The following is a 26420-nucleotide window of genomic DNA, read 5'->3' on the forward strand; positions in this document are numbered from 1 at the left end:
TCAGGCCTCTTTCGTTATTTTTCCCTGAGCTAAATCCGTCAGGTGCTGATAATAAAATTCCAGCATTTCCAGCTGCGCTTTCCCTACCAAACCCGTTTCCAGGTTGATTGCATAGTCAGCCAATGCCCGACATTTCTTGGCCAGCATCTGACAACCCAAACTGTAATCTGCAATTACTTTAGGGCTGATAGGCTCTGGTATAGGTGGCGCCGCATTTCGGCCCGGTATGCCTGAAGGCATATTCATCAGGGTCGCAGAGAGCGGGCGCAATAACCCGGTCATAACATCGATGGCGCTGTTCATTAATCGGGAACGCCGCAAACTACCCAATGGGGATTGTGCGAAGTGCTGAGCCATCATGAGAAACATCAACTCATAACAGCCCTGATACAGTTTCATCAAAGCTCGGGCTTTGGCATCCACCACCTTGATGCAACCTTCGCGCTCTTCCAGCACCGGGTTTTTTAATACGTGCAAAGCCGGCTCAAACGGAATTTTCTGCGCGGTCAGGGCAGCCGACATATTACGTAGACGCTGAAAGTGGGAGCTTTCAAAATGTGGCGCATCAACTGCACCACCCTCCCCTTGCTCCACAACGAAATCAATCCCAAATAAGGCACTCTTCGTGTCATACACTTCGAGCTGATAACCAGGAAAAGCCCGATTGGTCAGCTCATTGAGAAACAGGTGATGTTCGCCACTACGTTTACCTTCTACGCCATCAAATAAATTGGGCAGGCTACAAAATGCTTGTCGAATTGATGCGTAGAAATCTGCAATTGATTTACCTGGCGAAGAAATAAAATTCGGCCATTCAAACCGGACAAACCGAGCCAATACATGCTCAGAAAATGGCTCAAAGGAAAATTCGGTATCCAAGCCAAATATCGTTTGTGCCTGCTGGCCTATGACAGGGCTACCGGCATAAAAGGGTTCCCCCAATGCCATGAGCAAATTATTCACCACCAAATAGTGAATCATTTCCTCATGCGCTATTTCCAATAGGGTGCCGCGAAAACCACTATTACGACGCCTGTCACTCGCGCCACAAGCCAGCGCCAGTTGTGCTCGGTTCCAACGCCCTTGTTGGACCAACTGCTCGCCCTGCGCATAGTTGGGAATCGAGTTGGCGGCATAAATGTACTGCAGCATGATCGAGAGTTCTAAATCGACTGCCTTCTTCAGTTCATCGATCAGCTGCACTTTACTGGTGATGACCGTTTGTTCGGCATGTAAAGCGTCGCTCGCTTTAACCGATGCCTCTACATTGGCCAAATACTTCAGAAACAACTTTGACTTGGGTAACGAGAGCTCCCGTGTGCTAGGCATGTAATAACTTTTGTCCCGGTTTTCCGGGTCACACATTTGCCACATCAGCCGGGCATAGGTTTCACACTTGCAGCTGTCCGCTAAGCTGAACACCTTGTCTGCCATGAATGGGTAGACCAGCTCGTAATAACCCATGACATGCTTGTACAAAAAGGCGTAATCAACTTCCGCTGCGGGTACCTCATCCAGATGCCAGTCATCGGGCAAGACGCGAACGCCGATGTCTTGCTCGCTGCCTGCCTCCCCCAGCAGTACACGGGTAGCGCCCGATAGCCTGCCATTCAACGTCAGTTCCGCATGACCGAGGGTTTGCGTCGAGTACTCGACTTGCGTCTCGATCAACTCGGGGTTTTGTACCCTGATATCCAGTGCAGGATGCTGCGCCGGCTCACCCCGGTAATAGCTTCGAATACTGATTGTTTTTGGATACGTCTTGTCTTTCAGTTTATCGGGTGCTTCTAAGGAAATATTATTGCTATCGGACTGCACCAACCAATCCGTTTCCGTCCAGCGGGCCTTGTCACTCACTAAAATCAGTGAGTCATCGGGCCTATTAAGCAATGGCACATCCAATACGCCATTGTTGTGCCAAAAATCGAGATACTGCTGTTCTGGAATATGCGCAATCAATGCACCCGATTGGCTCTTTAGCGTGAGATTACCTAGTGGAAACTTGGCGCCCAAGCGATGGGTCGGATGGTTATCCGCTACCGCAGATGCTTCTCTGGTCGTAAATGGAATGCTGATGGGCATATTAAGTGAAAGCCAATCCGCATGCACTTTCACCATGATTGGGCCAAGGTCGGTATTTTGCGGCAATAGCAACCGCCCCGAGGGATAAGTCGCCAGTTCGTTTTTATACCAAAGACCTATTGTCCCCACCAGATCGTAAAACACCGGGGAATCGGGCTTGGACGGTGTTGACATATTAATCAGCGAGTACTGGACGGTAAGGCCCAATACATTTCCATCCTCAAGCGCTTGCTGCAAATACCTCAAACTGGCCGGTAGCACACCTTGGCTATTAAATAGAAGATAAGGATCTTCCTTCGGTACCGAAAACTGGAATAACCGCGTCCGAGAAAACTCATCATCAAGAAAATGGGCACTACGCTCGGCAATATGGTGAGCGCCGACCCAGCGTGCTGAATGCGTCTGGTTTATATCCGCCGTAAACATAAGCGGCGAGCTCGGTGTGGCATCCTTATCGCTCAGCGTAAATTGGCCCGCATAAATAGTGGCGGTGTCAACCTGGGTTGGGTCATTATCAACCCACCGGGCTCGATTAAAGGTAGTCCTTAAGTAATCGTTATAATGCCCCCATAATGCCAATTTGGTTCCGACCAGTTCATCCTCTTTATTAATTGGACCCACTGCAAGTTGAACACCCGTGATTCTGACATTCTCCCAGGAAAAATGATTGTTACCGCAAGCATTGTGGCCCGTTGCCTGGCTAAATATTCCATCAGGGTCCGGCTTACCTTCGGCATTAAACCTCGGGCCCAACTGCTTCAGATGCGCATGAAAATCTGTCGGTGGCATTGCCAAGTCAAATGGCTTGCCATTCATATACACAGTGTTTGTGGCTATATCTATATTTTTGTGTATGCTTCTATTCGCAGTTGGCACATTGGCTCGGGCGAATCCCCTGAAATGAAAACGAGGAAAATCCAGAATGCTCATATTTATCCCTAGGCAATTACCATCACTGCTTGCTACAGGTTTTATTTTTTATTTGGATAAACGCTCGATCAAGATACCAGCTGACTTTTTAGCGCTGAGTATCCCCCCTTCCATCCAACCACAGTGCGAAGTATAGGCATCTGAACAAGCAATAACCCCATTGTCCTTATGGAGCAAGGCAAATGGGTGGTCGATAGTTGTGTCTACACAAAATTCAACGCCATGAGGCCAATATTTATAGTGGTGCTCTTTAGGCATGGGTACGCTGAAGTCCGCCATATCCAGCGCTTCGCTCAGATGAAAGTGAACTTCTTTCAAATAAGCCTCTTCCCCATTTCTCAGGCTATCATGCCAATAACTGGCGTTCTCACTATCGGTATAGAAAAAGATATACTTGCTACCCTTGAAATATATCTTCCTTAGTGGATTATCCGTAATAATTACCTTATCTTCCAACTGCTGCGCTTGCCACCACGGGGCATCGTAAAGTAGAAACCCTTTGAATAAGGGGAGTGAGCTATATTGGTATTGGCTCCAATCCTCTGGGAAATTAAGTCCTAACTTAGGCATTGCCGAGGGTGGAATAGCCAGAATGACATGGCGTGCAATGTAAGTCAGCGTTTCGTTTGCACTATTAGTAAATGAGAGATGATATTCATCTTCTTTTTTCTGCAAAGAAACCAAATTGTGATCAAAGTTAAACTTGACGCCCTTGGCCTGGGCTTGGACTTTCATTTGTGCCATTAACTGGACAAACCCACCAGATGCATAAAACCACTGATTGGTTTTATTTTTTGAAAAACTTTGTGTTTCTGGATGTTTTTCAATAATGTCATATGCCATCTCTGCCGATATATTTGGCATGAACAAAGCATCGTAACCCATCGACTTGATTATTTTCCTAGCCTCAACCTCGCCAAGATAACTGCTGATAAAATTCAAAAAAGAGTCATTACCATGTTCTTTCAGCATTGGTACAAGGCTTAATATGGTATTTCTGAGTTTTTCTTGCGTACTGTTTTTCAATGCCACTTCTGTAAACGGATAGATGTCATTTTTTTGATCATAGTCCTGCATGGCCTGTTGGAAATTTGGATGTAACTGTGGCGAATAACGACCTGCACCTAACTCAATACTCTCTATTGCATCAAGATATTTTGAATCAACTCTACCGCCTATGCCGGCGTTCATATCAAATATCTGAATATTTAATCCATTACAAGCAGGTGATTCAAGGAGTTGGGTAACGCAACTTATTCCACTTATACCGGCGCCAACAATACATATATCAACATAATGCACCATCTAGAATCCCCCTCTAAAAACTGCTCAACTTTGGCTATGTTGATTAGTCAGCCATAGCGGATTACTACGCTCTTGACGCAGCCGACCGTACGATGCCGTCATTTTCGGCAAGACCGACGTGTTTCCCAATTTTTACCTCATTTGAGAACACATTTGTATGGGAAGGTCTGTTTTTAACCATTTATTAATAAGTTATACGTCATTTCAGCAACAGTTTTGTTGGCGCATGATGGGAAAATGCGCCTAGTATTAGTTTTATATAAAACAGTATTTAAAAATAAATATATCTAGGGATATGGTGTTAAATAGGGGCTAGGTTTTGTTTTATTCGTTGATAACAAAAAGATTACGAACAATCTATTAGCCAACTAACGTGTACTGATTTCACGGAAAGAACGTTTCTACTTAGCCACGATTGTTGCTTGGTATCGAACAGTTGGGCGCGTGTAGTCAAATGCCAACAAGTTGCTGTAATGGCACCGGGAGTAATTTTTTCTCAGCCGGCCACCATGGACTGTCAGCCGATTACAATACCGCTTTATCCAGCCCTACTCGATCATGAGCCGCCCTGATTCCCCCTGCGTTGCCCTTTGTTCTACCGCCCTTGGCGACGAAATCTGCATGGGTTGCGGCCGCACATTCTTCGAAGTCGCCAACTGGGTTTGCCTAAGCGACACCGAAAAAGAAACAGTATGGAAGCGGCTTGAATCCCACTGGGCAGACCAAGGCCTGCCCGCGCCATGGCAAGCCATCAGTTAGAGCGTGTTTAAATGTCTCAAACCGTTCCCATGTATTGATACCAGTCAGGTTACTGACCACGTCTTTGAGTACCGCCAACTCCGGCGAAGGAGTAGGTAACGCGTCAGCCTCTGTGTTTCGAGGGTCCCATACCGTGGCATAAGTGAAATAAAGCATAACCGTACCGAAACGGTAACCAAACGTGGCATACCACGCATTGGTATCGCCGATAAAACTGTCTACTCTGCGCTGGGTGTATTCGGTCTTGACCAGCCATTCATCTTCGTCATAGGTCACATACCCACCCCGGAGAATGTGGCTCGCTTGGCGCGGGTTTCAAGCGCGTCTGCTGCACGTGCCCAACTATCCAGCCCAGCTGTTTGGCCGATGTTATGCATCGCCTTAAATAGGATATTCAGCGCTGGACTTTCGGCATCCAGCTTCATGTGCAGGTAACCCGCCCGGAACAACCAAGCACCCTGCTCATAGGTTGAATTGAGACCGTACATCCTGGTGATATCCACATCCAGATTCGGCCGCAACTTAGAAGAGGAAGTACCGACATAGGGCTGCAGCCGCAGGGTATGGCCGCTGAACCGATGGCTCCAACTGGCGTCGATACCATCAAAAATGGATGAAACACCTTGGGAATAAACATCCACCGGTGGCCGGACCCAGGGCGAGGCATAGCCTACATTGCGAGAGTCGGAAATCAGAAACATCGGTATTCCTATCCGCCCACCGCGAAATGACCAGGCTTGATTAAAACGATATTTGACATTGGCCCACTTGAACTCGGGCTTGAAATTGCCATCGCGATTCTTTTGCGCCAGGGCCTGCATTGTCAGGCTGAATGCATCGTCAAGGGGGTAGTCCAGTTGCAGCGCCAAGCGTGAGTCCACACTGAAATCAAAATCCTTCTTCGCACCATTATTCTGGCGTAGGTCACGGACAAATTGCGCTGCATCGGTATTGATCCGGAAAGCGCCCAACGTACCAAGGCCGGACAAGGTCAGGTCATTCCCATCGGCCCAAGCCAAACCTGGAAATGCCGCTAACGCAGCAATTACCTATGGTTTTCCATCTCATCATCCATGATCCTGGCTTGTTGAACGGTCCAATGCTTGGCAACTATCGGCTGCAAGGAGTAGCGCTTCCACCTTCTGGCCATTTTCCGGCACATCTGCAAGCACTCTAGACAGGCAACCCATATCCGCAAAGGCAATTGCGGCACAGCCTTGGCGGAAGCACCAAAAAACCGCAAATGTACGCCAGTGCGGCTTTTCCAACGCCGACACGCGGCGCTATTGCATTGAATTACATTGGTTTTGAACCGCTGCCGTCACAACGTACCCAAGTTGTGAATCTGAACCTTTTCCACCGCTAGCACTCTCACAGGACGAGTGCTAATATCGTCGTGCCCTTTTCAGATAAATTGGGCGCACAGGAGAAATACTATTATGTCAGCTACGTTTACCCTGCCGGTTTTGGCTTCCGGCGACAGCCTGGATCGCTACCTGCAGCAGATTGCTGCCATTCCCCTGCTCAGCCAGGAAGAGGAGACTGAGCTCGCTACACGCCTGCAATCCCAGAATGATCTGGAAGCAGCCGGTAGATTGGTCATGTCTCACCTGCGTGTGGTGGCATCCATTGCCCGTGGTTACTCCGGCTATGGCCTGCCACAGGCTGACCTGATCCAAGAAGGCAATATCGGCCTGATGAAGGCGGTGAAACGCTTCGAGCCAACACGTGGTGTACGCCTGTTTTCTTTCGCTGTGCACTGGATTCGTGCCGAAATCCACGAATACATCCTGCGTAACTGGCGACTGGTTCGCATTGCCACCACCAAAGCCCAACGTAAGTTGTTCTTCAACCTACGCAGCATGAAGTCGGGTCTGAATGCCTTGACCCACAAGGAAGCACAGCAGATCGCCGATGATCTGGGTGTAAAGCCGGAAGAAGTACTGGAAATGGAAACCCGCATGACTGGCCACGATGTGGCGCTGGTAGCGGAAGACAGCGACGAAGACAGCTATGCGCCCATCGACTGGCTGGCCGACCACGAGAGTGAGCCTGCCGCCGTACTGGAACGCAGAGCAACAGATCGCCTGCATGGTGAAGGGATCAACTCAGCGCTAGAAGCGCTGGATCCACGCAGCCGGCGTATTGTGGAAGCACGTTGGTTGGGTGATGATAGTGGCGCTACTTTGCATGAGTTGGCTGACGAATTCGGCGTATCGGCAGAACGGATCCGCCAAATTGAAGTCAAAGCGCTACAGAAGATGAAGGTCTCGCTTAGCTAAGCGCCATGCCGACATCGCCGTTGCATGCCTGCTTCATGGCGGTTATTCAGTGTATCCCCACCGGGCAAGTGATGAGTTATGGCGCAGTTGCCAGAATGGCGGGTATGCTCCGCCATTCCCGGCACGTAGGTGTCGCCCTTAGAAATCTAGCTGAGGGTGTCGATGTGCCCTGGTGGCGAGTGGTTAACAGCGCAGGCCAGATCAGCCCTCGTGGGCTGGACGGCCATGATGATTTACAGCGCGTGTTATTGGAAGCCGAGGGCGTTCGGTTTGACGAAAACGGACGAATCAACATGAAACACTTTGGCTGGTACCCATAGGTTTCTGTATTGTTTTAGGTACCAGTCTACCGCACGTTTTCAGCATTCGACAGACGTGATGCCAATACCACTAGAAAGCGCCACCACAGCGCATCCTGACTGACATTGGTTGTCATCATCTCGGACAAACGGGCGAGCAAACTTAGCGCAATGGGACTAGAGTAAAGGCCTCTATATCAACCACTAATTAGATCCCTACGGAAAAGGAGACTGGATGCAAGAAGACTCCCTGCTGAAATACACCCTTGGCTACAATGGCCCGGAACGGCGTAGGCAAGAACGTCGTACTCCCATCCACCTGGAAGACCGCGATTGGCGCATACAGAATTTGGCACTAGTCGGAAGTGATACGCGCGGTTCTCTTGGCCGGCGTGCCAACGATTACTTTGTACTGTCGGGCACTTTCCATTAGCCCGTAATGCTTACGGCACACTAAGGTGCCGTCGTCGGTAGAACCGACCACAAAGGCGACCACATCTGAGGTCGCCTTTGCATTTATTCCAACAGCGCGGTGCTTGCGAAACTTTCCCCATCCCCGCATATCCTTGCTTCATGCAGCCAATTTAGCTGCCCCCACCCAATGCAAGGAAGACTATGGACGCCCTTATCCATTGCCGGCTATCTGCTGGCAATCGTACTGATACTGGCAGGCTTAGCCGGCAATTTATTGCCGTTGATACCCACTGCGCCGTTATTGATGGCCGGCTTTATCCTCTACGCGTGGCTGGATGACTTCCAGCGAGTGGGATGGGGCTGGCTGGGTGTCCTACTCGTGCTTAGCATTGTGATGATTGTGATCGACTTTATTGCTGGTGCCTGGGGCGCCAAGAAAATGGGAGCAAGCCGCCAAGCGGTGATTGGTGCAACACTCGGTGCCATTCTGGGCATCTTCTTCAATATCGTGGGATTGATATTCGGCCCATTTATTGGCGCAGCAGTGGGGGAGTGGCTCGCAAAGGGCGACGCTTTGCGCGCAGGACAGGTTGGGTTCGCTACCTGGTTGGGGCTACTGGTAGGCACCGTAGCCAAGCTGAGCCTGAGCTTCGTCATGATCGGGCTGTTTGCCTTTGCCTATTTTATCTAGGCTCAATCAATAGACTTCGCTGGCCCCATATTGTGCATCAACTCAACTACCGTCGCCCTTGCCGCCATAGCAGATACGTCGCTAGCGCCAGGAACAAGGTGGAGGGTAAGCTGGCTGCCAGTAACGGCGGCCAGTCATATAACAACCCCATATGGCCCACCAGCTTGTTCACGAAGTAAAAACCCAGCCCCAGCATGATGCCGACAAATAGCTTGATACCAATACCACCAGCGCGGCGCTGCGTTTGAGAAAATGGCAAGGCGATGACCAGCATCGCAAGGCATGCCAGCGGGTAGACAAGCTTGGTCCAGAGGGCAATCTCATAACGCCGGGTTTGTTGCTGGTTGCGCTTTAAGTGATCGATATATTCCATCAATGTCACCACCGACATTTGCTCCGGCGCAATCAACAATACTGCCAGCGTGTCGGGTGTCAGCACCGAATGCCAGACAAACTGGTCGAGTTTCTCCACCTTTACCGCACCATTCTCAAAATGGGTGGCCGTGATATTACTCAGCAACCAAGCCCCGTCCTTGGGCTGCCAGACACCCCGCTCCGCCCTACCCTGCAAGCTAAGCCGGCGTTTGACGTCGAATTGGTAGAAATTGATATTGTGCAGTGTCTGATCAGGCAGTACTTCGCGCACATTGACGAAACTTCCGTCGTCCTTCATCCAGAAACCCGAACGAAAATCCTGCGTCACCAACTGCCCTTTCGCGGCCAAGCGCAGCTGGGTGGCCATACGTTCTGCACGTGGTGCGATGTATTCGCCCGCCAAAAGGGTAAATGCGGCAAAACCGACGCCCGCAATACTCAGGATACCCAGCATGCGCTGCACCGACATACCGCCGACACGCATCACGGTGAGCTCTGAATTCTGGTTCAGCATCGAGAGCGCAAACAAGCTACCGATAAGCACCGCAATCGGCATCAATTCATAGGCATGCCCCGGTGCCAGAAGCATCACATAAGCCAACAATTTTCCGAAGCTGTAGCCGCCCTTGCCCAGTGACCCCAGCTCCCCGATCAAATCGAAGAACAGGAATAACCCCAGCAAGGCGGCAAGCACAAACAGGCTGGTACGTACGACTTCGGCGATCAGATACCGGCTCAGGATTTTCATGTGCGGGCTTTCGAGCGCCAGCGGAACAAACCGTACGCAATCGCGATAACCACCAAGTGAACAGGCCAGATGCCAATCCATGCCGACAACCGGCCGGCAGCAATCCAACTCTGTGCCAGATTGATCAGGTTCACGTAAATGGAGAACAACAAAACCGCTATCAACAGGTTGAAAGTACGGCCAACACGCGGATTGACATACGCCAATGGAACCGCCACCAGTGCCAGCAATATCAACGAAATGGGGATGGCAATCCGCCAAGCCAGTTCAGCTTCTTCCTCGGGATTATTACTACCCATCAACGCCAGTGTTGTTTTGGCCGCAGTGCTGGTGCTGACCGCTCGATGATCTCCTTCTTCCACCCGGATCCGCGCTTCGCCAAACTCCACAATTTGATAATTCGGCATCCCAAGGCTGCCTTCGTAACGGCGACCATTCTGCAACACCAAAATCCGTTCGCCATCAGGATGGCTCAACAAATAACCCTCAGCGGCAATCGTAATGGTCTGCTTGTCGCCCTCGGTTGCCTGGACGAAAATATTTCGCGCTGCCCCACTTTCGCCTGCGTAATTCTCAATGAAGTAGACCCGGTCAGACCGGGAAGACTCTTTGAACATACCGGGGGCGAGCGCCGACATATCATCGCGCGTCGCCAGTTGCTCGCTGTATTCGCGGCTCTTCTGCTTGGCCCAAGGTGTCATACCCAGGCTGAGCGATGCCGACAGCAGCGCCAGAGGAATGGCAAAAGTCAGCACTGGGCGTATCCAGGCAGTCAGCGGCTGTCCCGCCGAAAACCAGATATCCATTTCGCGATCGCGCCATGCACGCGTCAGCGTCATCAACACGGTGATAAACGCTGTCAGTGAGAGCAACCAGGGTACGATGCCCAACAAGATGAAGCCGAGCAAAGCCGCCACCGCCTCAGAAGCCACCGCACCACCGGCAGCCAAGCCCAGCAGTTTGGCGCCCCGGGTCACCACCACGATGGCCAGCAACACGAAAAATACGCCTGCCGCCATGCCGGTAAACTCACGCAACATGGCACGCTCGAACAAACGCTCGGACGGCAGACAACGAGAAAGAAATGAGTATTTAGTAGAAGACGACAAGGCGCGCTTTGACTTTTACCGGTTGAGTTCGGAAAATCGCAGACGTTTTCCAGTTTTCCGCGCTGCTGCCAAAACAGCGACGCGAGTTCACAACGCAGGCGGTGTGCTTTCAATCCCGAAAGCCACCGAGCCGCGATCTTACAGGAGTCCTCCGTGGAAATCATTGCCAAGGCCGTGAGCGCCGAAAAACAAAAGGCCGCCGTACTAGCCCTATCCGTACAAAACGGCAAATTAGGCGCAACAGCAGCAGCTGTGGACAAAGCCGCCGGTGGGCATCTGGCTGCCATCCTGAAGCTAGGCGATCTGGACGCCAAAGCTGGCAGCAGCGTGCTATTGCATAAAGTACCCGGTGTAACGGCAGAGCGTGTTTTGCTAGTCAGCGTAGGCGAAGGCAACAAAGATTTCCGTGATGCAGCCCGTGCTGCTGTGAAAACCGCCGTCAGCATCGGTGGGGAACTGGCGATTGCCTTGGACGGTAGCGACATGGCCTGGACAGCTGAAGAGATCGCCATAGCGGCCTTCGACGCCAGCTACAAATTCGATACCACCAAGTCGAAGAAAAGCGAAAAACCAGGGCTGAAAAAGGTCACGGTATTAACCAGCAAGGCTGACGAAGCGACAGCCATGTCGGCTGTTGCGGCTGGCGCAGCCTTGGGTGAAGCCATTAGTCTCGCCAAGGACCTCGGTAATTTACCGCCCAACTTCTGCACGCCTACCCATTTGGCCAATACCGCTAAGACTATCGCCAAACAATTCGGTATGAAAGTGGAAGTATTGGATCGGCCCGAGATCGAAAAGCTTGGCATGTTGTCATTTGTGTCGGTCGCCAAGGGCTCTGTCGAACCAATGAAGCTGATCGTCCTCAAACATGAAGGCGGCGCCAAGGGCGACAAGCCGGTCGTTTTGGTGGGTAAGGGCATCACCTTCGACTCGGGCGGCATCAGTCTCAAGCCCGGTGCCAATATGGATGAAATGAAGTACGACATGATGGGTGCCGGTTCGGTACTGGCCACCATGCATGGCATTGGTGCCGCCAAACTGCCGCTGAATGTCTACGCCGTGGTCGCCACATGTGAAAACATGCCTGCAGGCAACGCCAGCAAGCCTGGAGATGTCGTCACCACCATGAAGGGCCTGACGGTTGAAATCCTGAATACCGATGCTGAAGGACGGTTGGTGCTTTGTGACGCGCTCACCTATACCGAGCGCTTCGATCCGGCCGTCGTCATCGATGTCGCCACCCTGACCGGTGCCTGTGTAGTCGCGTTGGGAAATCACACCAGTGGCCTGTACGCCAACAAGGATGCACTGGCCCGTGAACTGCAAGCCGCTGGCGATGTTGCAGGCGACCGCGCTTGGCAAATGCCAATGGGTGAGGAATACCACGAGCAACTTAAATCCAATTTCGCCGACCTGGCCAATATCGGCGGCCCTGGCGGCGGTTCGGTTACCGCGGCCTGCTTCTTGTCACGGTTTGCCGAAAAGTACGACTGGGCTCACCTGGATATCGCCGGCACCGCCTGGAAGCAAGGCGCAGCCAAAGGCGCTACCGGCCGCCCGGTCCCGCTCTTGACTGAGTTCTTACGCAACCGCGCTGCACTACGGGCTACCGCCAAGGCGGTGCCCGCCAAATCTGTAGTAAAAGCGGAAGCTAAACCTGCGACCAAGCCAGCCGCCAAGTCTGTTGCAAAAACAGCAGAAAAACCCGCAGCAAAGTCCACTAAAACCGCAGCAAAGTCCACTGTTAAGGCCGCTACCAGCAAGCCTGCTGCTAAGACCACTGCAAAACCCGTAGCAAAGAAGAAATAATATGTCGCAACCTATGGCGAGTTTCTATTTCAACGTTGCCAACCGCGAGCAGGCGCTTTGCCAGCTGGTTGACAAAGCGGTGAAACGCAGGCTCGCCATAGGCGTGATAACCGAGTCGGAAACAGCCAGTCGCGTCATTGACCGGCTGTTGTGGGAAATCCCCCCCACCGGCTTTGTGCCGCATTGCTTGGCGGAAGGCGGCTGTGCGGCGCTTACCCCCGCCTTGATTGACCACCGGATGGAAAAACTTGGCAACCGGGACGTACTCTTTAATTGGACGCCACGGATGGTCCCCATAAGCCAAAACCTGGCCCGTGTGATCGAAATCATCGCCCATGACGACGAGCCCGGCCGGCAGGCTGCCCGTCAACGCGTTGCACAATACAAGCAAGCCGGCTATGAAGTGGAGTACACAGATATGGCCAAGCTGGCCCAAGGCGGCGCGTAATGGCACAAGACTTCGACTTCTCGCTACCCGATTCGGATGACGATGCACCCAATGTCGTGGGTAAGACAGATGCACTGATCGCGCGGCATCGAGGCCAGGGGCACGATGCCAATGTCCCCATACTGACTGACCTGGCTGCAGACTCGACCCCTGGCGGTATTCCCATACTGACCAACGTTGCCCCCATGGTGGGTGATGAGCTGATGTTCTCGCCTGAAGAGATCCGCGCCGACGCCCGCCTTTCTGGCACCCCCGCACCGGCAAGCGCCGCCCCCGCCAAACCCGTAGCACCCACACCGGCAGCTGCACCTGCCCCCAAGCCACAAGAGCCTGCCAGAACTGCGGCTGCGCCCGCCAAGGCGGAGTTCGACTTTCCTGAGCTGAGCCTGCCCAGCTTCACACCGCCAGCACGGCCACCGAGCCCACCACCTGCCGTCGCAGCGCCATCGCCTTTGTCCGATGGGCCATTGATGCCTGAACTGGCGCTCGATTTCGACTTCACCCCGCCCCCCGATGAAAGCAGCCACCCAGCACCGGCCAGACCACCTGCTGCTGCACCTGTTGCGGTACCTATACCTATCCCAGCGCCTGTACCCATTGCTGCACCCGTGCCTGCGCCAGTCGCAGCACCGGTCGCTGCGCCAGCGGTTGTACGGGTTGCCGCCCCTGCCCCGACACCCGTTGCCGCCCCCGTGCCGCCACCGGCAGTGGTCGCCAGCCCCCCGCCGGCGCCACAACCACAACAGTTCTATGCCGCAGACGAAATGGTCGGCTTGAGCATCGAACTGACAGACGATGCCTTCCCCGTTGCACGTCCACCTATCGACCCTGCCGCCATCGCCGCGGAAGTGCTTGCCGGCCTGCGCCCTGAAGTAGAGAAACTGCTGCGTACCGAGATGGCTCGCCAAGTTGCAGTACTGCATGCGGAAGCACTAAAACGCACCATGGGTGCGCTGCAGCCCCAACTGGATAAACTCGTCCGCACCCGTATCGAAGAAGCACTCAAGCAACATGAGTAATCTGTCTGGGAAGTAGCAACGGTTACTTCCCAGGCCAACCGCAACTGCCGATTACGCGCAATCGCCCGCCTACGGTAAAATCGCTTTCTTTAAACCGATTACCGGGCATCCCGCACCATGCGCACCTCGCAATTCTTCCTCTCTACCCTGAAAGAAGCCCCCAACGAGGCCGAGCTGCCCAGCCATAAGCTGATGCTGCGCGCCGGTCTGATCAAGAAACTCGGCTCGGGCCTCTATACCTGGATGCCACTGGGATTGCGTGTTTTACGCCGCGTGGAAGCCATCGTCCGTGAAGAAATGAATAAAGCAGGAGCGTTGGAATTGTTGATGCCAGCAGTTCAGCCAGCTGAACTGTGGCAGGAAAGCGGTCGTTGGGCGGTATTCGGCCCCCAGATGTTGAAGATCAAGGATCGCCATGAACGGGACTTCTGCTTTGGCCCCACCCACGAGGAAGTGATCACCGATATCGCCCGTACCGAGATCAAGAGCTACAAGCAACTGCCGCTGAATTTCTACCAAATACAAACCAAGTTCCGCGATGAAATCCGCCCACGCTTTGGCGTGATGCGAGCACGTGAATTTGTCATGAAGGATGCTTATTCCTTTGACGTGGACGCGGCTGCCCTGGCGAAAACCTATGCGCGCATGTACCAAGCCTATTCGAATGTCTTCACCCGCCTGGGTCTGCAATTTCGCGCAGTGGCCGCGGATACCGGCGCTATCGGGGGCGATGGTTCGCATGAGTTCCATGTACTGGCCGACGCCGGTGAAGACGCCCTTGCCTACTGCCCGACTTCTGACTTCGCCGCCAACGTAGAACTGGCCGAAGCCGTAGCGCCCGCTGCGCCACGTGGCGAGCCCACCGAAGCTATGCGCGATATCGACACCCCGAAACAAACCACCTGCGCCGCAGTCGCCGAGCTGATGGGCATCCCGCTACAACGCACTATCAAGCTGATTGCACTGATGGCGGGTGAGCAGTTTGTCATCTGTCTCTTGCGAGGCGACCATAACCTCAACGAGATCAAACTCGCCAAGATTGATGGCATGGCTGATTTCCGCTTCGCCACGGAAGAGGAACTCCGCGCCTTCTTCAACTGCCCTCCTGGCTTCCTTGGCCCCGTCGGCATCGACCGCACCCGTGTGCGCTTGATTGCCGACCGCAGCGTCGCAGCGATGAACGACTTTGTCGTAGGCGCCAACAAACCGAAGTTCCACATTGCCGGCGTAAACTGGGGCCGTGATTTGCCTGAGGCGGATGTCGTCGCCGATATCCGCAATGTCATCCCGGGCGACGTCTCTCCCGATGGTAAAGGCGTATTGGAAATCTGCCGCGGTATTGAAGTCGGTCACATCTTCCAATTACGCACCAAGTACTCTGAAGCCCTGAACTGCAATTATCTCGACGGCGAAGGCCAGTTGCAGCCCATGGAAATGGGTTGCTATGGCATTGGCGTGTCGCGGATTGTGGGTGCCGCGATTGAGCAAAACTTCGACGACAAGGGCATCAAGTTCTCCAATGCCATGGCGCCCTTCAGCGTGGTCATCGTCCCGGTGGGCTATCAGCGCTCCGAGGCTGTCAAAACCGCTGCTGATGCACTCTATGCCGAACTGCAAACCCAAGGCATCGATGTGCTGCTGGACGACCGCAACGAGCGCCCCGGCGTGATGTTCGCCGATATGGAATTGATCGGCATCCCGCATCGGGTCACGATTGGCGACAAGTCCTTAGCTGAAGAGAAAGTCGAGTATGTCTCGCGCCGTGATGGCAATACCGAATTGATCAGCCAGACCAATATCGTGGCCACCTTGCTTGGCAAACTGGCTCAATAGGGTTTATGTTCTCTACATGCTTCGCTTAGCCCTTGTTTCTTTTATTTTTCTCGCTGCGCTACCAGCCTTGGCTGGCGCGCAGAAGGAAGAGGCTTTGTCCTTGTCGGTCGCGACAGCCATGCAACGCTCGATCAGTGACCGCACCGAACCACGCTTGGTTTTCACGAACCCTGGTGACGGCAAGGCGTGGCTGGCAGAGATGTCAACCCGTTTGCAGAAGAAGATTCCCGACGATTTCATGCGGGAAAAACTGCTGACCGCCATCCATTACGAAGCCACCCGTGCCGGCCTCGACCCACAGTTGGTCCTGGGCCTGATCCAAGTGGAGAGCGGTTTTCGCAAATACGCCATTTCCTCGGTAGGCGCACGTGGCCTTATGCAGGTCATGCCTTTCTGGCAGCGCAGTATTGGCAATAACGAACACAACCTGTTCGACATGTATACCAATCTGCGTTTCGGTTGCACCATCCTGCGCCACTACCTCGATATTGAGCGGGGTGACCTGTATCGCGCGCTGGGCCGTTACAACGGCAGCCTGGGTAAGCCGGAGTATCCCAATCTTGTCTTGGGTGCCTGGAAAAATCAGTGGAACTGGCAGACCAACCCTGCCCATATCCAAGCGGTGTCTTACGTCAGCAAATAAAAAAAGCCCTGCAAAACAGGGCTTTTTTATTAGGAAAATCCCAAGCTAATTTTAAGAGTTTGATTATTCATTGCTCAACGCAATGTAGCAATCACCGGGGCATGGTCGCTGGGTCGCTCCACCCGGCGCGGCGCTTTGTCGATCTCACACGCAGTGCATCGCTCTACCAATGGTGTGGATAGCAAGACGTGGTCGATACGCAAACCTGCATTACGACGAAAACCCATCATCCGATAATCCCACCAACTGAACGCTTTCTCTGCCTGCTCAAACAACCGGAAACTATCCGCCAACCCCAACGCCAACAACGCCTGAAACCGCTCACGCTCGGGCGGACTGACCAATACCTCGCCCACCCACTTCGCTGGGTCGTGCACGTCGCGGTCTTCCGGCGCAATGTTGTAGTCACCCACAAGCGCCAGGTTCGAGTGCTTGACTAACTCCTCGCGCACATAGGCAATCAAAGCATCCAACCATGCCAGTTTGTAAGGGTATTTCTCTGAATCTAGCGCCTGACCATTGACCACATAAGCGCCAATCACCCGCACACCGTTCACGGTGGCTGCAATCACCCGCTTTTGCGGGTCTTCAAAATTTGGCAGATTGAAATGCACGTCTTCCAATGGCGCACGCGAAATCAGCGCCACCCCGTTGTACGTCTTCTGCCCGGTAAAAGCGACATGAAACCCCGCCGCCTCGATTTCCGCTTTGGGGAAGGCATGGTCTTCCAGCTTGGTTTCCTGCAATGCAAGCACGGTCAGCTCCGGTCTGCCAGCCAACCACTCCAACACTTGCGGAAGACGAACCTTGAGTGAATTAACGTTCCAGGTGGCGATTTGCATGTATCAAACAATCAGTGGGTTTATGTATTAAAGGGACGCGGGACCAGCTGCATGAATGGTGGGACACCATTTACCGAGGTATTTTACCGATTCCGGCATTTAACATCAGCCTTGAGAACCTATTCACGACCTTAGAACCTGTTTACGAGCAGTCGTCAGCGGGGTAAAGCGCCGTGCAGAAACCGAAATGCCGGCTCTGAGAAAGCCTCGACCTGCGGTATACATCCGCTCATTCAGGCGCAAATTAGGCAGTTCGCCCTTTACCAAAGCAACCGAATTAGTCGTTGAAAGCTGCTATCAAGCCCCAGCAAATACGTTTTTTGGCCCCCTGCACGAACAAGGGGTAAGAACTTACCTTATCCCTTTAATCCGCCTGCTCCTACAAAAATTGGCTGGCATGGCCCCACCCCATTCTTGTCTCTTGCTCAGGGGCTTCATCATAATTTGAACGGCATTTCTGATCGAAGAGAGGACATGCCAACGGGATTTTATATATAAAATCATGTGCTTAATAATGTTGTTTTTCCCAACTAACGCAAATAAAAATACTTATCTACAACATTTAAATATCGCAAAAATTTTTATTTGCATCGTACAAATCAGCCATAAATTAAAGAAAATAGAATTCAAAAAATATCAAATATTTTTTAATTAAATATAAATAAAAAATAAAAAATATCTGACTTAATAAACAGTAAATTTTGGTAATTATGCCACCACAACTGCTTGATTCTCATTGATTCAGGACTACTCCGTACCGTTAGACCAGCACACCAAAAAACACTTAAATGTGTTTCATTTAAACAACTGAATGACTTCAAACCCGCTCTAGCGCTTGCTTTGGCAATGTACCATTATTGCCACTAAGGGGGTTTTGTATGAACAGCCAGAAAGAACTTGTCAAGCAACGGTTAGAGGAAAAGCTGGAGCGTGAGTGTGGGTCGGTGATGATGAATGCACTACGCGACCCCGCCGTCATCGAGATCATGCTCAACCCCGATGGCAAGCTTTGGGTGGACATTGCCGGTAAGGGCATGGAATGTACTGGGCATAGCATGTCTCCCGGCGCTGCGGAAAGCGTGCTGACGACCTGCGCCAGCATGCTGAATACGGTAGTCACCCGCGACAGCCCGATACTGGAGGGCGAATTCCCACTTGATGGTTCGCGCCTCGAAGGCATCATCCCCCCCATTGTCCGCGCGCCGACCTTCACCATCCGGAAAAAGGCGTTGAAAGTATTCACGCTGGATGACTATCGCACCAAAGGCATCATTGGCGCCTCCCTCCTGGGTAGCCAGGCGGCATCCGCCAAACCCGATGCCCAGCCGGTTCACGCCCATCCCATTGAAGCCATACGTCATGCGGTACGCCAGCGCCACAACATCTTGATCGTGGGTGGTACCGGTAGCGGCAAGACCACCCTCGCCAACGCCATCCTGGCGGAAATCGCTATGCAATGCGGAGAAGACCGATTGGTCGCCATCGAAGACACGATGGAACTACAAATCGCCATGCCCAACAGCGTGCTGCTGCGCACCAGCGAACAAGCCACCATGCAGCGCCTACTGCGCGCCACCATGCGTTTACGGCCTGATCGCATCGTGGTGGGGGAGGTGCGTGGCGGTGAGGCCCTCACCTTGCTGAAGAGTTGGAATACTGGCCACCCCGGCGGCATCGCCACCATCCACGCCAACTCGGCTGAAGGCGGGCTGATTCGCCTGTCACAGTTGATCTACGAAGCCCCCGAAGCCCGCAATCTGTCGGAAACCTCTATCGCCACCATGATCAAGGAGGCCGTGAACCTGGTGGTTTTCATCGAGCGTTCGGCCACGCCCGCCGGGCGTTCAGTCAGCGAGCTGATGCAAATCAGCGATTTCATTCAAGGCCGCTTTGTCATGCGGTCGGTCGACCTTCACTAACCACCAACCAAGGAGCTCTACTCATGCAATCCCTGTCTTTAATCTGGCGTCGTCTTGTACTGACACTGGCAGCACTCTCCTGTGGTATTGCCCATGCAGCTCTGCCATGGGAAGGCCCGCTGCAACAGCTGCAAACGTCGTTAACCGGCCCTGTCGCCAAGTCCATCGGTGTGATCGCACTGGCTGCATCTGGCGGCATGTTGGCGTTTGGCGGCGAACTCAGTGATTTCACCAAGCGCATGATGATGGTGGTGTTGGCGTTGTCAGTGATGCTACTGGCCAACAACTTCATGTCGATGTTCGCCTGATCGGGTGGGACAGGCCATGGACGAACCACGCCGCATCGCTATCCACCGTTCGCTCAATCGTGCGCACCTGTTGCTTGGCGCAGAACGTAGCTTGGTCCTGATGGCCGGCTTGATCACGGCGCTGTTGATCTTCTCCGGCAACATCTCCGTATGGTCAATCACGCTGGCGATTGTGTTCTGGAGCGGTTCGTTCTGGGCGTTGGTTCGCATGGCCAAAGCCGACTCGCAAATGAGCCAGGTTTATCAACGCCACATCCGCTATCGCGCGTATTACAGCGCCCATAGCTGCATCGAGGCCCCGCTGCCCGGCGGCGGCTCGCCAAAGGCTTGATCATGTTGAAACTGAAACAATTCCGCGACCGCACGCAAGGCCTGCCCGACCTGCTGAATTTCGCACTGATGCCGGAAGATGGCATTCTGCAGAACAAGGATGGCAGTCTTACTGTCAGCTGGTATTTCCGCGGCGAGGATATGGACAGCGCCACCCATGCCGAACTGTCGGGCATCTCCGCCCGCCTGAATGGCATTCTGGTGGGCCTGGGCAATGGCTGGATGTTGAACTGCGACGCCATTCGCCGGCCTGCTACCACCTACCCGGACCATGGCTATTTCCCAGACCTCACCAGTTGGTTGATCGACGAAGAACGCCGCCACCAGCATGAGTTGGAAGGCGCGCATTTCGAGACCACCTATGCGTTGTCGCTGACTTATCTCCCGCCACTACGTACGTCCAACAAGATTATCGAGATGATCTACGAGGACGAGGGCCGTGATGATTCGAAAGCAGGTTTCGCTGCGCGCATCCTCGACCAATTCAAGCGCCAGATCGATGATTTCGAATCCGCATTGTCTGCAACCTTGCCGCTGCGCCGCATGCGTGGTGTTCACCGCACCGACGCTTTTGGCCAGGAGTATGTCGAGGACGAACTGCTGCAGTACATGGACTTCTGCGTCAGCGGCGTGCTTCGGCCTGTGCGCTTGCCAAGCGTTCCGATGTATCTGGATGCCGTCATTGGTGGCCATTCGTTCTATGGCGGCATTTCACCGCGAGTGGGTGATTTCCATATCAAAGTCGTCGCCATCGATGGCTTCCCGCAGGAAAGCTATCCGGGCGTATTGCACGAACTGGACGCGTTGGGCTACGAGTACCGTTGGGCCACCCGCTTTATCTTCCTCGACCCGCAGCAGGCCCGGTCGGTAATGAACGGCGTACGCCGGCGTTGGCAGCAGAAGCAGCGTGGGCTCAAAGACCAGATGTTCAACACCAGCAGCGGCGCAATCGACCTGGATGCGCTGGAAATGGCTGAAGACGCGCAAAGCGCCATCGGTGAAGCGGAAAGCAACGTGGTCAGGTTCGGTTATTACACCTCTTGCGTTGTATTGATGCATGCAGATCGCGAACTCTTGCTAGAACAAGCGCGTGAAGTGCGCAAAGCCCTGCTAAACCTTGGCTTTGGCGCTCGCATCGAGGACATCAACGCCGTCGAAGCCTATTTGGGCTCGATTCCTGGCCATGCCTACCCGAATGTGCGGCGGCCTATCCTACATACCCTGAATCTGGCCGATCTGTTGCCAATCACCGCGGTATGGGCCGGTGAGGTGCACAACCCCAGCCCGTTCTACCCCGAAAATAGTCCACCGCTCACCTACGCCGCCACCACAGGCTCCACACCGTTCCGCATCAGCCTGCATGTCGGCGATGTCGGCCATACCTTGATGATTGGTAAAACCGGTGGCGGTAAGTCGACCGCGCTCAATTTCCTGCTGGCGCAACATTTCCGCTATCCAAATGCGCAGGTGTTCATCTTCGACAAGGGCTATTCGTCCTATCTGCTGGTGAACGCCTGTGGCGGTACCTACTACGACATCGGCGGCGAGAACAGCGATCTGGCGTTTTGCCCGCTCAAGCATATCGACAACTCAGCCGACCAAGCCTGGGCTGCCGAATGGATTGAAATCATGTTGACCCTACAGGGCGTCAACGTCACACCGGCCCTGCGGCAAATGGTGTACCAGGCCATCATGCGGCTGACACGTTCGCCGCGCCGCACCCTAACCGAATTCGTTGCCGAACTGCAGGACGACGAGTTGCGCCAAGCGCTGTCGCATTACACGCTGGCTGGGCCTATGGGTTCGTTGTTGGATGCAGAAGAAGACAGCCTGGTGGAGGGGTCATTCCAGTCGTTCGAGATGGAACACCTGATGAACATGGGTGAAAAGAACGTGGTGCCTGTGTTGCTGTATCTGTTCCGGCAGGTGGAAAAACGCATGGATGGCCGGCCCACGCTGGTGGCGCTGGACGAGTGCTGGTTGATGCTGGCCCACCCGCTATTTCGCGAGAAGGTACGCGAATGGCTGAAGACCTGGCGGAAGAAAAATGCGCTGGTGTTCCTGGCTACGCAGGAATTGGCGGATGTGATGAACAGCCCGATCCGCGACGTGATCCTGGCCAGTTGCCCAACCAAGATACTGCTGCCCAACCCGGAAGCCAACGAGAACTCATCACGTCCGATGTACGAGCTGATCGGCCTGAATGATCGGGAAATACAGATACTCGCCAACGCCACCGTCAAGCGGCATTACTACTACAAGTCCCCACTTGGCCGCCGCATTTTCTCGTTCGGCTTCGGGCCGGTGGCGCTGTCTTTTGTCGGTGCGAGCAGCCAGGACGATATCCGCGCCGCCAAGCAGCTGATGGAAACCCATAACGAAAACTGGCCAGCCTATTGGTTGCGGCAACGTGGCCTCAACGAGTGGGCGGATTTGTGGCAAGCAGAGGAATTACCCGCATGAACGCCCTCGCCCAAACCCTGTCGGTATTCGCACAATTGCAGGCGGACCGCGCTGCCGCACCACCGAGCCGCCCCCTAGACCCAGAACTGGCGCGCCGCTTGCGCTGGTTCTTATGGGCATCGCTGGCGGTGGTCGTGCTGTATGTCCTGTTCGGCAACGTAGCCTGGGCCGCCACATCGCCGCCTGTAGGCGGCCACACTGCCAGCTTTTCTTTATTCGACACCTTGGAAAAAGACGCACACACCAAGAGCACCACTTGGTTCAACATCATCCTGGATCTGGTCCGCCCTACTTTCATGCTGCTGGGCACGATCGAAATCTGCTGGGCTGCCGCCATTTGGGCGTTCGAGAAGGACAACCTGAACAGCCTGGCCGTCGAGATCATCAAGAAGATCATGTTCATCGGTTTCTTCTTTGCCCTGCTGCAATATGCGCCGGAATGGATTCCAACTATCACCGGCACATTCCAGGACGTAGGCGAGAAAGCGGCCCAGAGCGGCACTGTCACCACCGATGGCATCATTGCATTGGGTATGGCGACCATTAAATTGATATGGTCCAAATCACCCTCCAACATATTCACCATACTGGCGGGTCTGGGCAAGATCATCGTGGCGTGCTTTGTCACCATCGGCATCGTGATCGCCTTTGTGGTGGTCGCCGCCCAATACCTTACGCTCAAGATCGAGTCCTACATCCTGTTCGCGGCAGGGGCGATTTTCCTGGGCTTGGGTAGTTCCAGCTGGATCAAGGACTACGTCTCCAAATACCTCAACTACGCCATCAACGTGGGTGTCCGCCTGCTGGTGCTTATTCTGATTCTAAGCCTGACGCTCAGCACCATCACCCAGAAGGGCGATGGCTTCGCTTTTGAATACACCGATTTGTTCGAGCTGCTGGCGGTCGCGGTATTGCAAGCCATCCTCGGTATTCGGGCGCCGGAAATGGCCGGCGCCCTTCTGAATGGCGGCGCAGGCTTGTCGGCAGGTTCGGCCATGGGCGCGGGTACCACCTCATTCAACACCATGAAGATGGCAACCAGCATGGCCTCGGGTGGCGCAGGAAAGGTCGCCGGTGTGTTGCAATCCGCAGCGGGTGCCGGAACATCGGCCGTGCAAGGGATGAACAATATGGGCAAGGCTGTCAGCGCGGGCCGAGAATTAGCCAAGCAAGAAGGAAAAAGCGGAACTGCCGCCACGCTGAGTGGGCTGGGCAAAGCAGCGGGGCAAGCCGGACGGGATGGTGGGCAGAAAATTGCCGAATCCGCCAAGGCACTACCCGGCAAATTGCTCGATGCCGTCAAAGGCAAGAGTGAACACGGGACCAACCCCGGCTTGTTCGACCGTACCAAACAAAACCTGCAAAGCCGCCTCGCCGAAGGGGCTGCTGAAAAAGCGGGTGGAGGCAGTTCAGGATCATCCACGAGCAATTCAACAGCGCTCTCCGCCGCTACCGACGGCTCGGCCCCACATAGCGGAGGGAGCAGTTCAAGCGCCAGTAGCGAACTGGGGTTACAGAACAGCGCTTCGTCTTTCAACACTTCATCGAGCATGACTTCCAGCGAGTCGAGCAGTGCCACTGCCCATACAGCCAGCGCAACCAGCACAGGCAATATCGGCAGCAACACACGTGGCTGCATCTCGGCGGGCGTCAAAGCACTCAATTCCAGCCCGGCCAACACAACGAAGGGAACTACACCAAACAAGCCCACGGGGGGTAGCGCAACAGCGTTCAAACCGGCAGGTGCAAGGCCATCGTTGAACAAGGCAACCACAACACGCCCACAGCCACCCAGGCCACCTAAAAACAGCTAGGACATGTCATTTTGAAACGCTTACTCAACCCACTATTTGCGCTACGCGACCGCATGGGCGGCAGTCGCTCACTGCCAATAGAAACCAATAAAACCACCAAAGTCACAGCCAACGTCGCAGCACACAGCGAACTGAACCCGTATGTCCAAGCCCGTCGCGAATGGAATGAGCGTTATGGAGACTACATCCAGCAGGCGCACCACTGGCGCACCATGGCCATCATCTCGGGTTTGGTGGCGCTGATTTCCGTAATCGGTATCACGTATATCGGCGCACAGAACAAAATCGTGCCCTACGTGGTCCATGTCGACAAACTCGGCCAAGCCACCGCTGTCGCCCGCGCAGATCAACCCACCACAGTCGACCCACGCGTCGTCAAGGCATACCTCGCCCGGTTCGTCTCCGACTGGCGCACCGTCACGATCGACCGGCAAGCGCAAAAGGGCGCGATTGATCGTGTCTACGCCATGCTGCCCAGCAGCTCGATAGCACTGAGCAAGCTGAACGACCACTTCAAGGCCCACAACCCATTCGCTGTTGCCACCAACAAGACGGTCGCCGTGGCCGTCACCAACCTGCTGCCGATTTCGGACCAGACCTGGCAGGTGGAATGGCAAGAGGTCACCCGCGATTTGCGTGGTGAGCTGCAAAGCAATGTCCGGATGAAAGTCTCCATCATCGTCGGTATCACCCCACCGACTGACGAGCGCTTGATTCTGATCAACCCGCTTGGGGTTTACATCACAGACCTGAATTGGTCACAACAACTGTAGTAGTACGTGCTTTCAAGGGATACATAGCAAAATGAATTACAAGCATTTATCGCTGGCGATCTGCCTATTGGCTGCCGGCACCGCAACCGCCAATACCGACAGCAGCAAACCGGCAGCCCCCGCAGCAGCCGAAATCAAAGTACCGAACATTCCACCAGAGCTGGCGATGCCACCTGCTGTCGTACCGGTATTGGCACCAGCGCCAGCACCGGTGCCCGGTGCCGCCTTGATTGCGCCCGTTGCACCCCCAGCCAATAGCAAGGCGGACAGCCAACCGCTTCAAGTACCGGCCTTGAGCGACGATGGTTGCAGCGCCAACGCATGCCAATCCACACCCAATAAGCCATCGGCCAAAGCCCGGAAGCGGAAACTCGAACTGGCGCTCTCTCCCTCAGTCAGCATCGGCGAGCCTGCACAACGCGCCGTGATTGAATCGCACAACTGGGCAGAAAACCGCCTAGCCATGCCGGTGCGCGATGCTGGCGGCCGGGTGGTGTTTCCGTTCGGCGAATCCGCCCCCACCATCGTCTGCGCACCACTACGTGTCTGCGACATCGAACTGCAAGCTGGCGAAACAGTGCAAGGCGCACCGCACATTGGCGATGGGATACGCTGGAAGGTAGCCCCCGCGGTTTCCGGTAGCGACGACCAGAAGGTGACCCATCTGATCATCAAGCCCACCGAGCCCGGGCTGGACACCAATCTGATCATTACAACCGATCGCCGCACCTATCACATCCGACTCGTATCCAGCGCCGAACGCTATGTGTCCCGCATCGCATTCGAATACCCGGACGAAGATCAACCACAAGCCTGGGAAGCCCTGGCAAAGAGCAACGGCAGCAGTACCGCCAGTAAGAACAGCAAGGGCGATATGCCCGCTGTCGCCGTCAACCGCCTCAACTTCAACTACAAGATCAAAGTGGTCAAAGGCCACCCTTACTTCAAGCCGCTACGCGCCATGGACGACGGTTACCACACCTATATCGCCATGAATGAAGAATTGCCGCAGCAGCAAGCCCCTGCCCTGATCGGCATTTCACCCAGCGGTGAAGAGCAGATGATCAACTACCGCCTCAAGGGGAATATGTATGTGGTTGACGGCACCATCTTCAAGCTGGCGCTGATTTCAGGTGTAGGCAGCGATCAGCAGCGTATCGAAGTCGCCCGTGACGAATGCCAGAAGCGTGGCTGGTTGGGTATCTGCTGGGATGCAAAGGAGTAA

General features: G+C 54.2%; 24 protein-coding genes. 17 read left to right on the plus strand and 7 right to left on the minus strand.

The genetic code is table 11. The features are described from left to right. Together vioB and CSQ89_RS00200 are read right to left on the minus strand one after the other, a co-directional pair. Positions 1-3012, minus strand: a complete 3012-nt coding sequence (gene vioB, locus CSQ89_RS00195; protein WP_099404178.1) for an iminophenyl-pyruvate dimer synthase VioB — start codon at positions 3010-3012, stop codon at positions 1-3. A gap of 48 nt (positions 3013-3060) precedes the next feature. Next, positions 3061-4317 (minus strand): FAD-dependent oxidoreductase, encoded by a 1257-nt coding sequence (locus tag CSQ89_RS00200; protein ID WP_099404179.1) that lies wholly within the window; start codon positions 4315-4317, stop codon positions 3061-3063. A 558-nt stretch (positions 4318-4875) separates the two neighbouring features. Here CSQ89_RS00200 and CSQ89_RS23740 point away from each other — a divergent pair. After that, entirely contained in the window at positions 4876-5076 is a 201-nt protein-coding gene (locus CSQ89_RS23740) for a DUF1289 domain-containing protein (protein ID WP_099404180.1), read from the plus strand. Here the strand turns inward: CSQ89_RS23740 and CSQ89_RS22810 are convergent. After that, on the minus strand, positions 4984-5352 hold the full coding sequence (locus CSQ89_RS22810; RefSeq protein WP_186293355.1) for a hypothetical protein: 369 nt from the start codon (positions 5350-5352) through the stop codon (positions 4984-4986). The two genes, CSQ89_RS23740 and CSQ89_RS22810, sit on opposite strands and share 93 nt — an antisense overlap. Next, the gene (locus CSQ89_RS00210) at positions 5349-6095 is read right to left on the minus strand and encodes a hypothetical protein (protein ID WP_099404181.1); all 747 of its coding nucleotides are present in this window, start codon (positions 6093-6095) and stop codon (positions 5349-5351) included. The genes CSQ89_RS22810 and CSQ89_RS00210 overlap by 4 nt, the downstream gene beginning before the upstream one ends. Before the next feature lie 420 nt (positions 6096-6515). Between CSQ89_RS00210 and rpoH the strand changes: the two genes are divergently transcribed. From rpoH to CSQ89_RS00235, 4 genes are all read left to right on the plus strand, one after another. Beyond that, on the plus strand, positions 6516-7358 hold the full coding sequence (rpoH, locus tag CSQ89_RS00220; RefSeq protein ID WP_099404183.1) for an RNA polymerase sigma factor RpoH: 843 nt from the start codon (positions 6516-6518) through the stop codon (positions 7356-7358). 5 nt (positions 7359-7363) lie between these two features. Continuing rightward, on the plus strand, positions 7364-7678 hold the full coding sequence (locus CSQ89_RS00225) for an MGMT family protein (protein ID WP_099404184.1): 315 nt from the start codon (positions 7364-7366) through the stop codon (positions 7676-7678). 214 nt (positions 7679-7892) lie between these two features. Next, entirely contained in the window at positions 7893-8090 is a 198-nt protein-coding gene (locus CSQ89_RS00230) for a hypothetical protein (protein ID WP_099404185.1), read from the plus strand. Positions 8091-8258: 168 nt separating this feature from the next. Beyond that, positions 8259-8762, plus strand: a complete 504-nt coding sequence (locus CSQ89_RS00235) for a DUF456 domain-containing protein (protein ID WP_099404186.1) — start codon at positions 8259-8261, stop codon at positions 8760-8762. 46 nt (positions 8763-8808) lie between these two features. Here the strand turns inward: CSQ89_RS00235 and lptG are convergent, their stop codons facing one another. Both lptG and lptF read right to left on the minus strand, forming a co-directional pair. Continuing rightward, positions 8809-9885 (minus strand): LPS export ABC transporter permease LptG, encoded by a 1077-nt coding sequence (lptG, locus tag CSQ89_RS00240; protein ID WP_099404187.1) that lies wholly within the window; start codon positions 9883-9885, stop codon positions 8809-8811. Next, positions 9882-10994: an LPS export ABC transporter permease LptF gene (gene lptF / locus CSQ89_RS00245; protein ID WP_308418096.1), complete on the minus strand. Its 1113-nt coding sequence runs from the start codon at positions 10992-10994 to the stop codon at positions 9882-9884. Before lptF ends, lptG begins: the two co-directional genes overlap by 4 nt. Positions 10995-11147: 153 nt before the next feature. Here lptF and CSQ89_RS00250 point away from each other — a divergent pair, with 153 nt between their 5' ends. The 5 genes from CSQ89_RS00250 (at position 11148) to CSQ89_RS00270 (ending at position 16746) form a co-directional block, all read left to right on the plus strand. Beyond that, positions 11148-12803 carry a leucyl aminopeptidase gene (locus CSQ89_RS00250; RefSeq protein WP_099404189.1) on the plus strand — a complete coding sequence of 552 codons (1656 nt, stop codon included), beginning with the start codon at positions 11148-11150 and terminating at the stop codon, positions 12801-12803. Position 12804: 1 nt separating this feature from the next. Further along, positions 12805-13251 (plus strand): DNA polymerase III subunit chi, encoded by a 447-nt coding sequence (locus CSQ89_RS00255; RefSeq protein WP_099404190.1) that lies wholly within the window; start codon positions 12805-12807, stop codon positions 13249-13251. Continuing rightward, positions 13251-14270, plus strand: coding sequence for a hypothetical protein (locus tag CSQ89_RS00260; RefSeq protein WP_099404191.1), 1020 nt, complete (start codon positions 13251-13253; stop codon positions 14268-14270). Before CSQ89_RS00255 ends, CSQ89_RS00260 begins: the two co-directional genes overlap by 1 nt. A gap of 117 nt (positions 14271-14387) precedes the next feature. Next, entirely contained in the window at positions 14388-16103 is a 1716-nt protein-coding gene (locus CSQ89_RS00265; protein WP_099404192.1) for a proline--tRNA ligase, read from the plus strand. Positions 16104-16119: 16 nt separating this feature from the next. Beyond that, on the plus strand, positions 16120-16746 hold the full coding sequence (locus tag CSQ89_RS00270; protein WP_099404193.1) for a lytic transglycosylase domain-containing protein: 627 nt from the start codon (positions 16120-16122) through the stop codon (positions 16744-16746). A gap of 74 nt (positions 16747-16820) precedes the next feature. Here CSQ89_RS00270 and xth read toward each other — a convergent pair whose 3' ends face one another. Next, the gene (gene xth, locus CSQ89_RS00275) at positions 16821-17588 is read right to left on the minus strand and encodes an exodeoxyribonuclease III (protein WP_099404194.1); all 768 of its coding nucleotides are present in this window, start codon (positions 17586-17588) and stop codon (positions 16821-16823) included. A gap of 878 nt (positions 17589-18466) precedes the next feature. On the opposite strand from xth, the gene trbB reads away from it, so the two are divergent. The 7 genes from trbB to trbG are packed head-to-tail and all read left to right on the plus strand — an operon-like array spanning position 18467 to position 26420. Continuing rightward, entirely contained in the window at positions 18467-19507 is a 1041-nt protein-coding gene (gene trbB, locus CSQ89_RS00280; protein ID WP_099404195.1) for a P-type conjugative transfer ATPase TrbB, read from the plus strand. Between the two features lie 23 nt (positions 19508-19530). After that, the gene (locus CSQ89_RS00285; protein ID WP_099404196.1) at positions 19531-19815 is read left to right on the plus strand and encodes a TrbC/VirB2 family protein; all 285 of its coding nucleotides are present in this window, start codon (positions 19531-19533) and stop codon (positions 19813-19815) included. Positions 19816-19831: 16 nt separating this feature from the next. Continuing rightward, positions 19832-20146 (plus strand): conjugal transfer protein TrbD, encoded by a 315-nt coding sequence (trbD, locus tag CSQ89_RS00290; protein WP_099404197.1) that lies wholly within the window; start codon positions 19832-19834, stop codon positions 20144-20146. A 2-nt stretch (positions 20147-20148) separates the two neighbouring features. Beyond that, entirely contained in the window at positions 20149-22608 is a 2460-nt protein-coding gene (locus CSQ89_RS00295; RefSeq protein ID WP_099404198.1) for a TraG/VirB4 family ATPase, read from the plus strand. Beyond that, positions 22605-24422: a P-type conjugative transfer protein TrbL gene (gene trbL / locus CSQ89_RS00300; protein ID WP_099404199.1), complete on the plus strand. Its 1818-nt coding sequence runs from the start codon at positions 22605-22607 to the stop codon at positions 24420-24422. The genes CSQ89_RS00295 and trbL overlap by 4 nt, the downstream gene beginning before the upstream one ends. Before the next feature lie 11 nt (positions 24423-24433). Further along, positions 24434-25195, plus strand: coding sequence for a VirB8/TrbF family protein (locus CSQ89_RS00305; protein WP_099404200.1), 762 nt, complete (start codon positions 24434-24436; stop codon positions 25193-25195). Positions 25196-25226: 31 nt separating this feature from the next. Beyond that, on the plus strand, positions 25227-26420 hold the full coding sequence (gene trbG / locus CSQ89_RS00310) for a P-type conjugative transfer protein TrbG (RefSeq protein ID WP_099404201.1): 1194 nt from the start codon (positions 25227-25229) through the stop codon (positions 26418-26420).

The sequence above is a fragment of the Chitinimonas sp. BJB300 genome (assembly GCF_002735695.1).
In the GTDB taxonomy this organism is placed as follows: Bacteria; Pseudomonadota; Gammaproteobacteria; order Burkholderiales; family Chitinimonadaceae; genus Chitinimonas.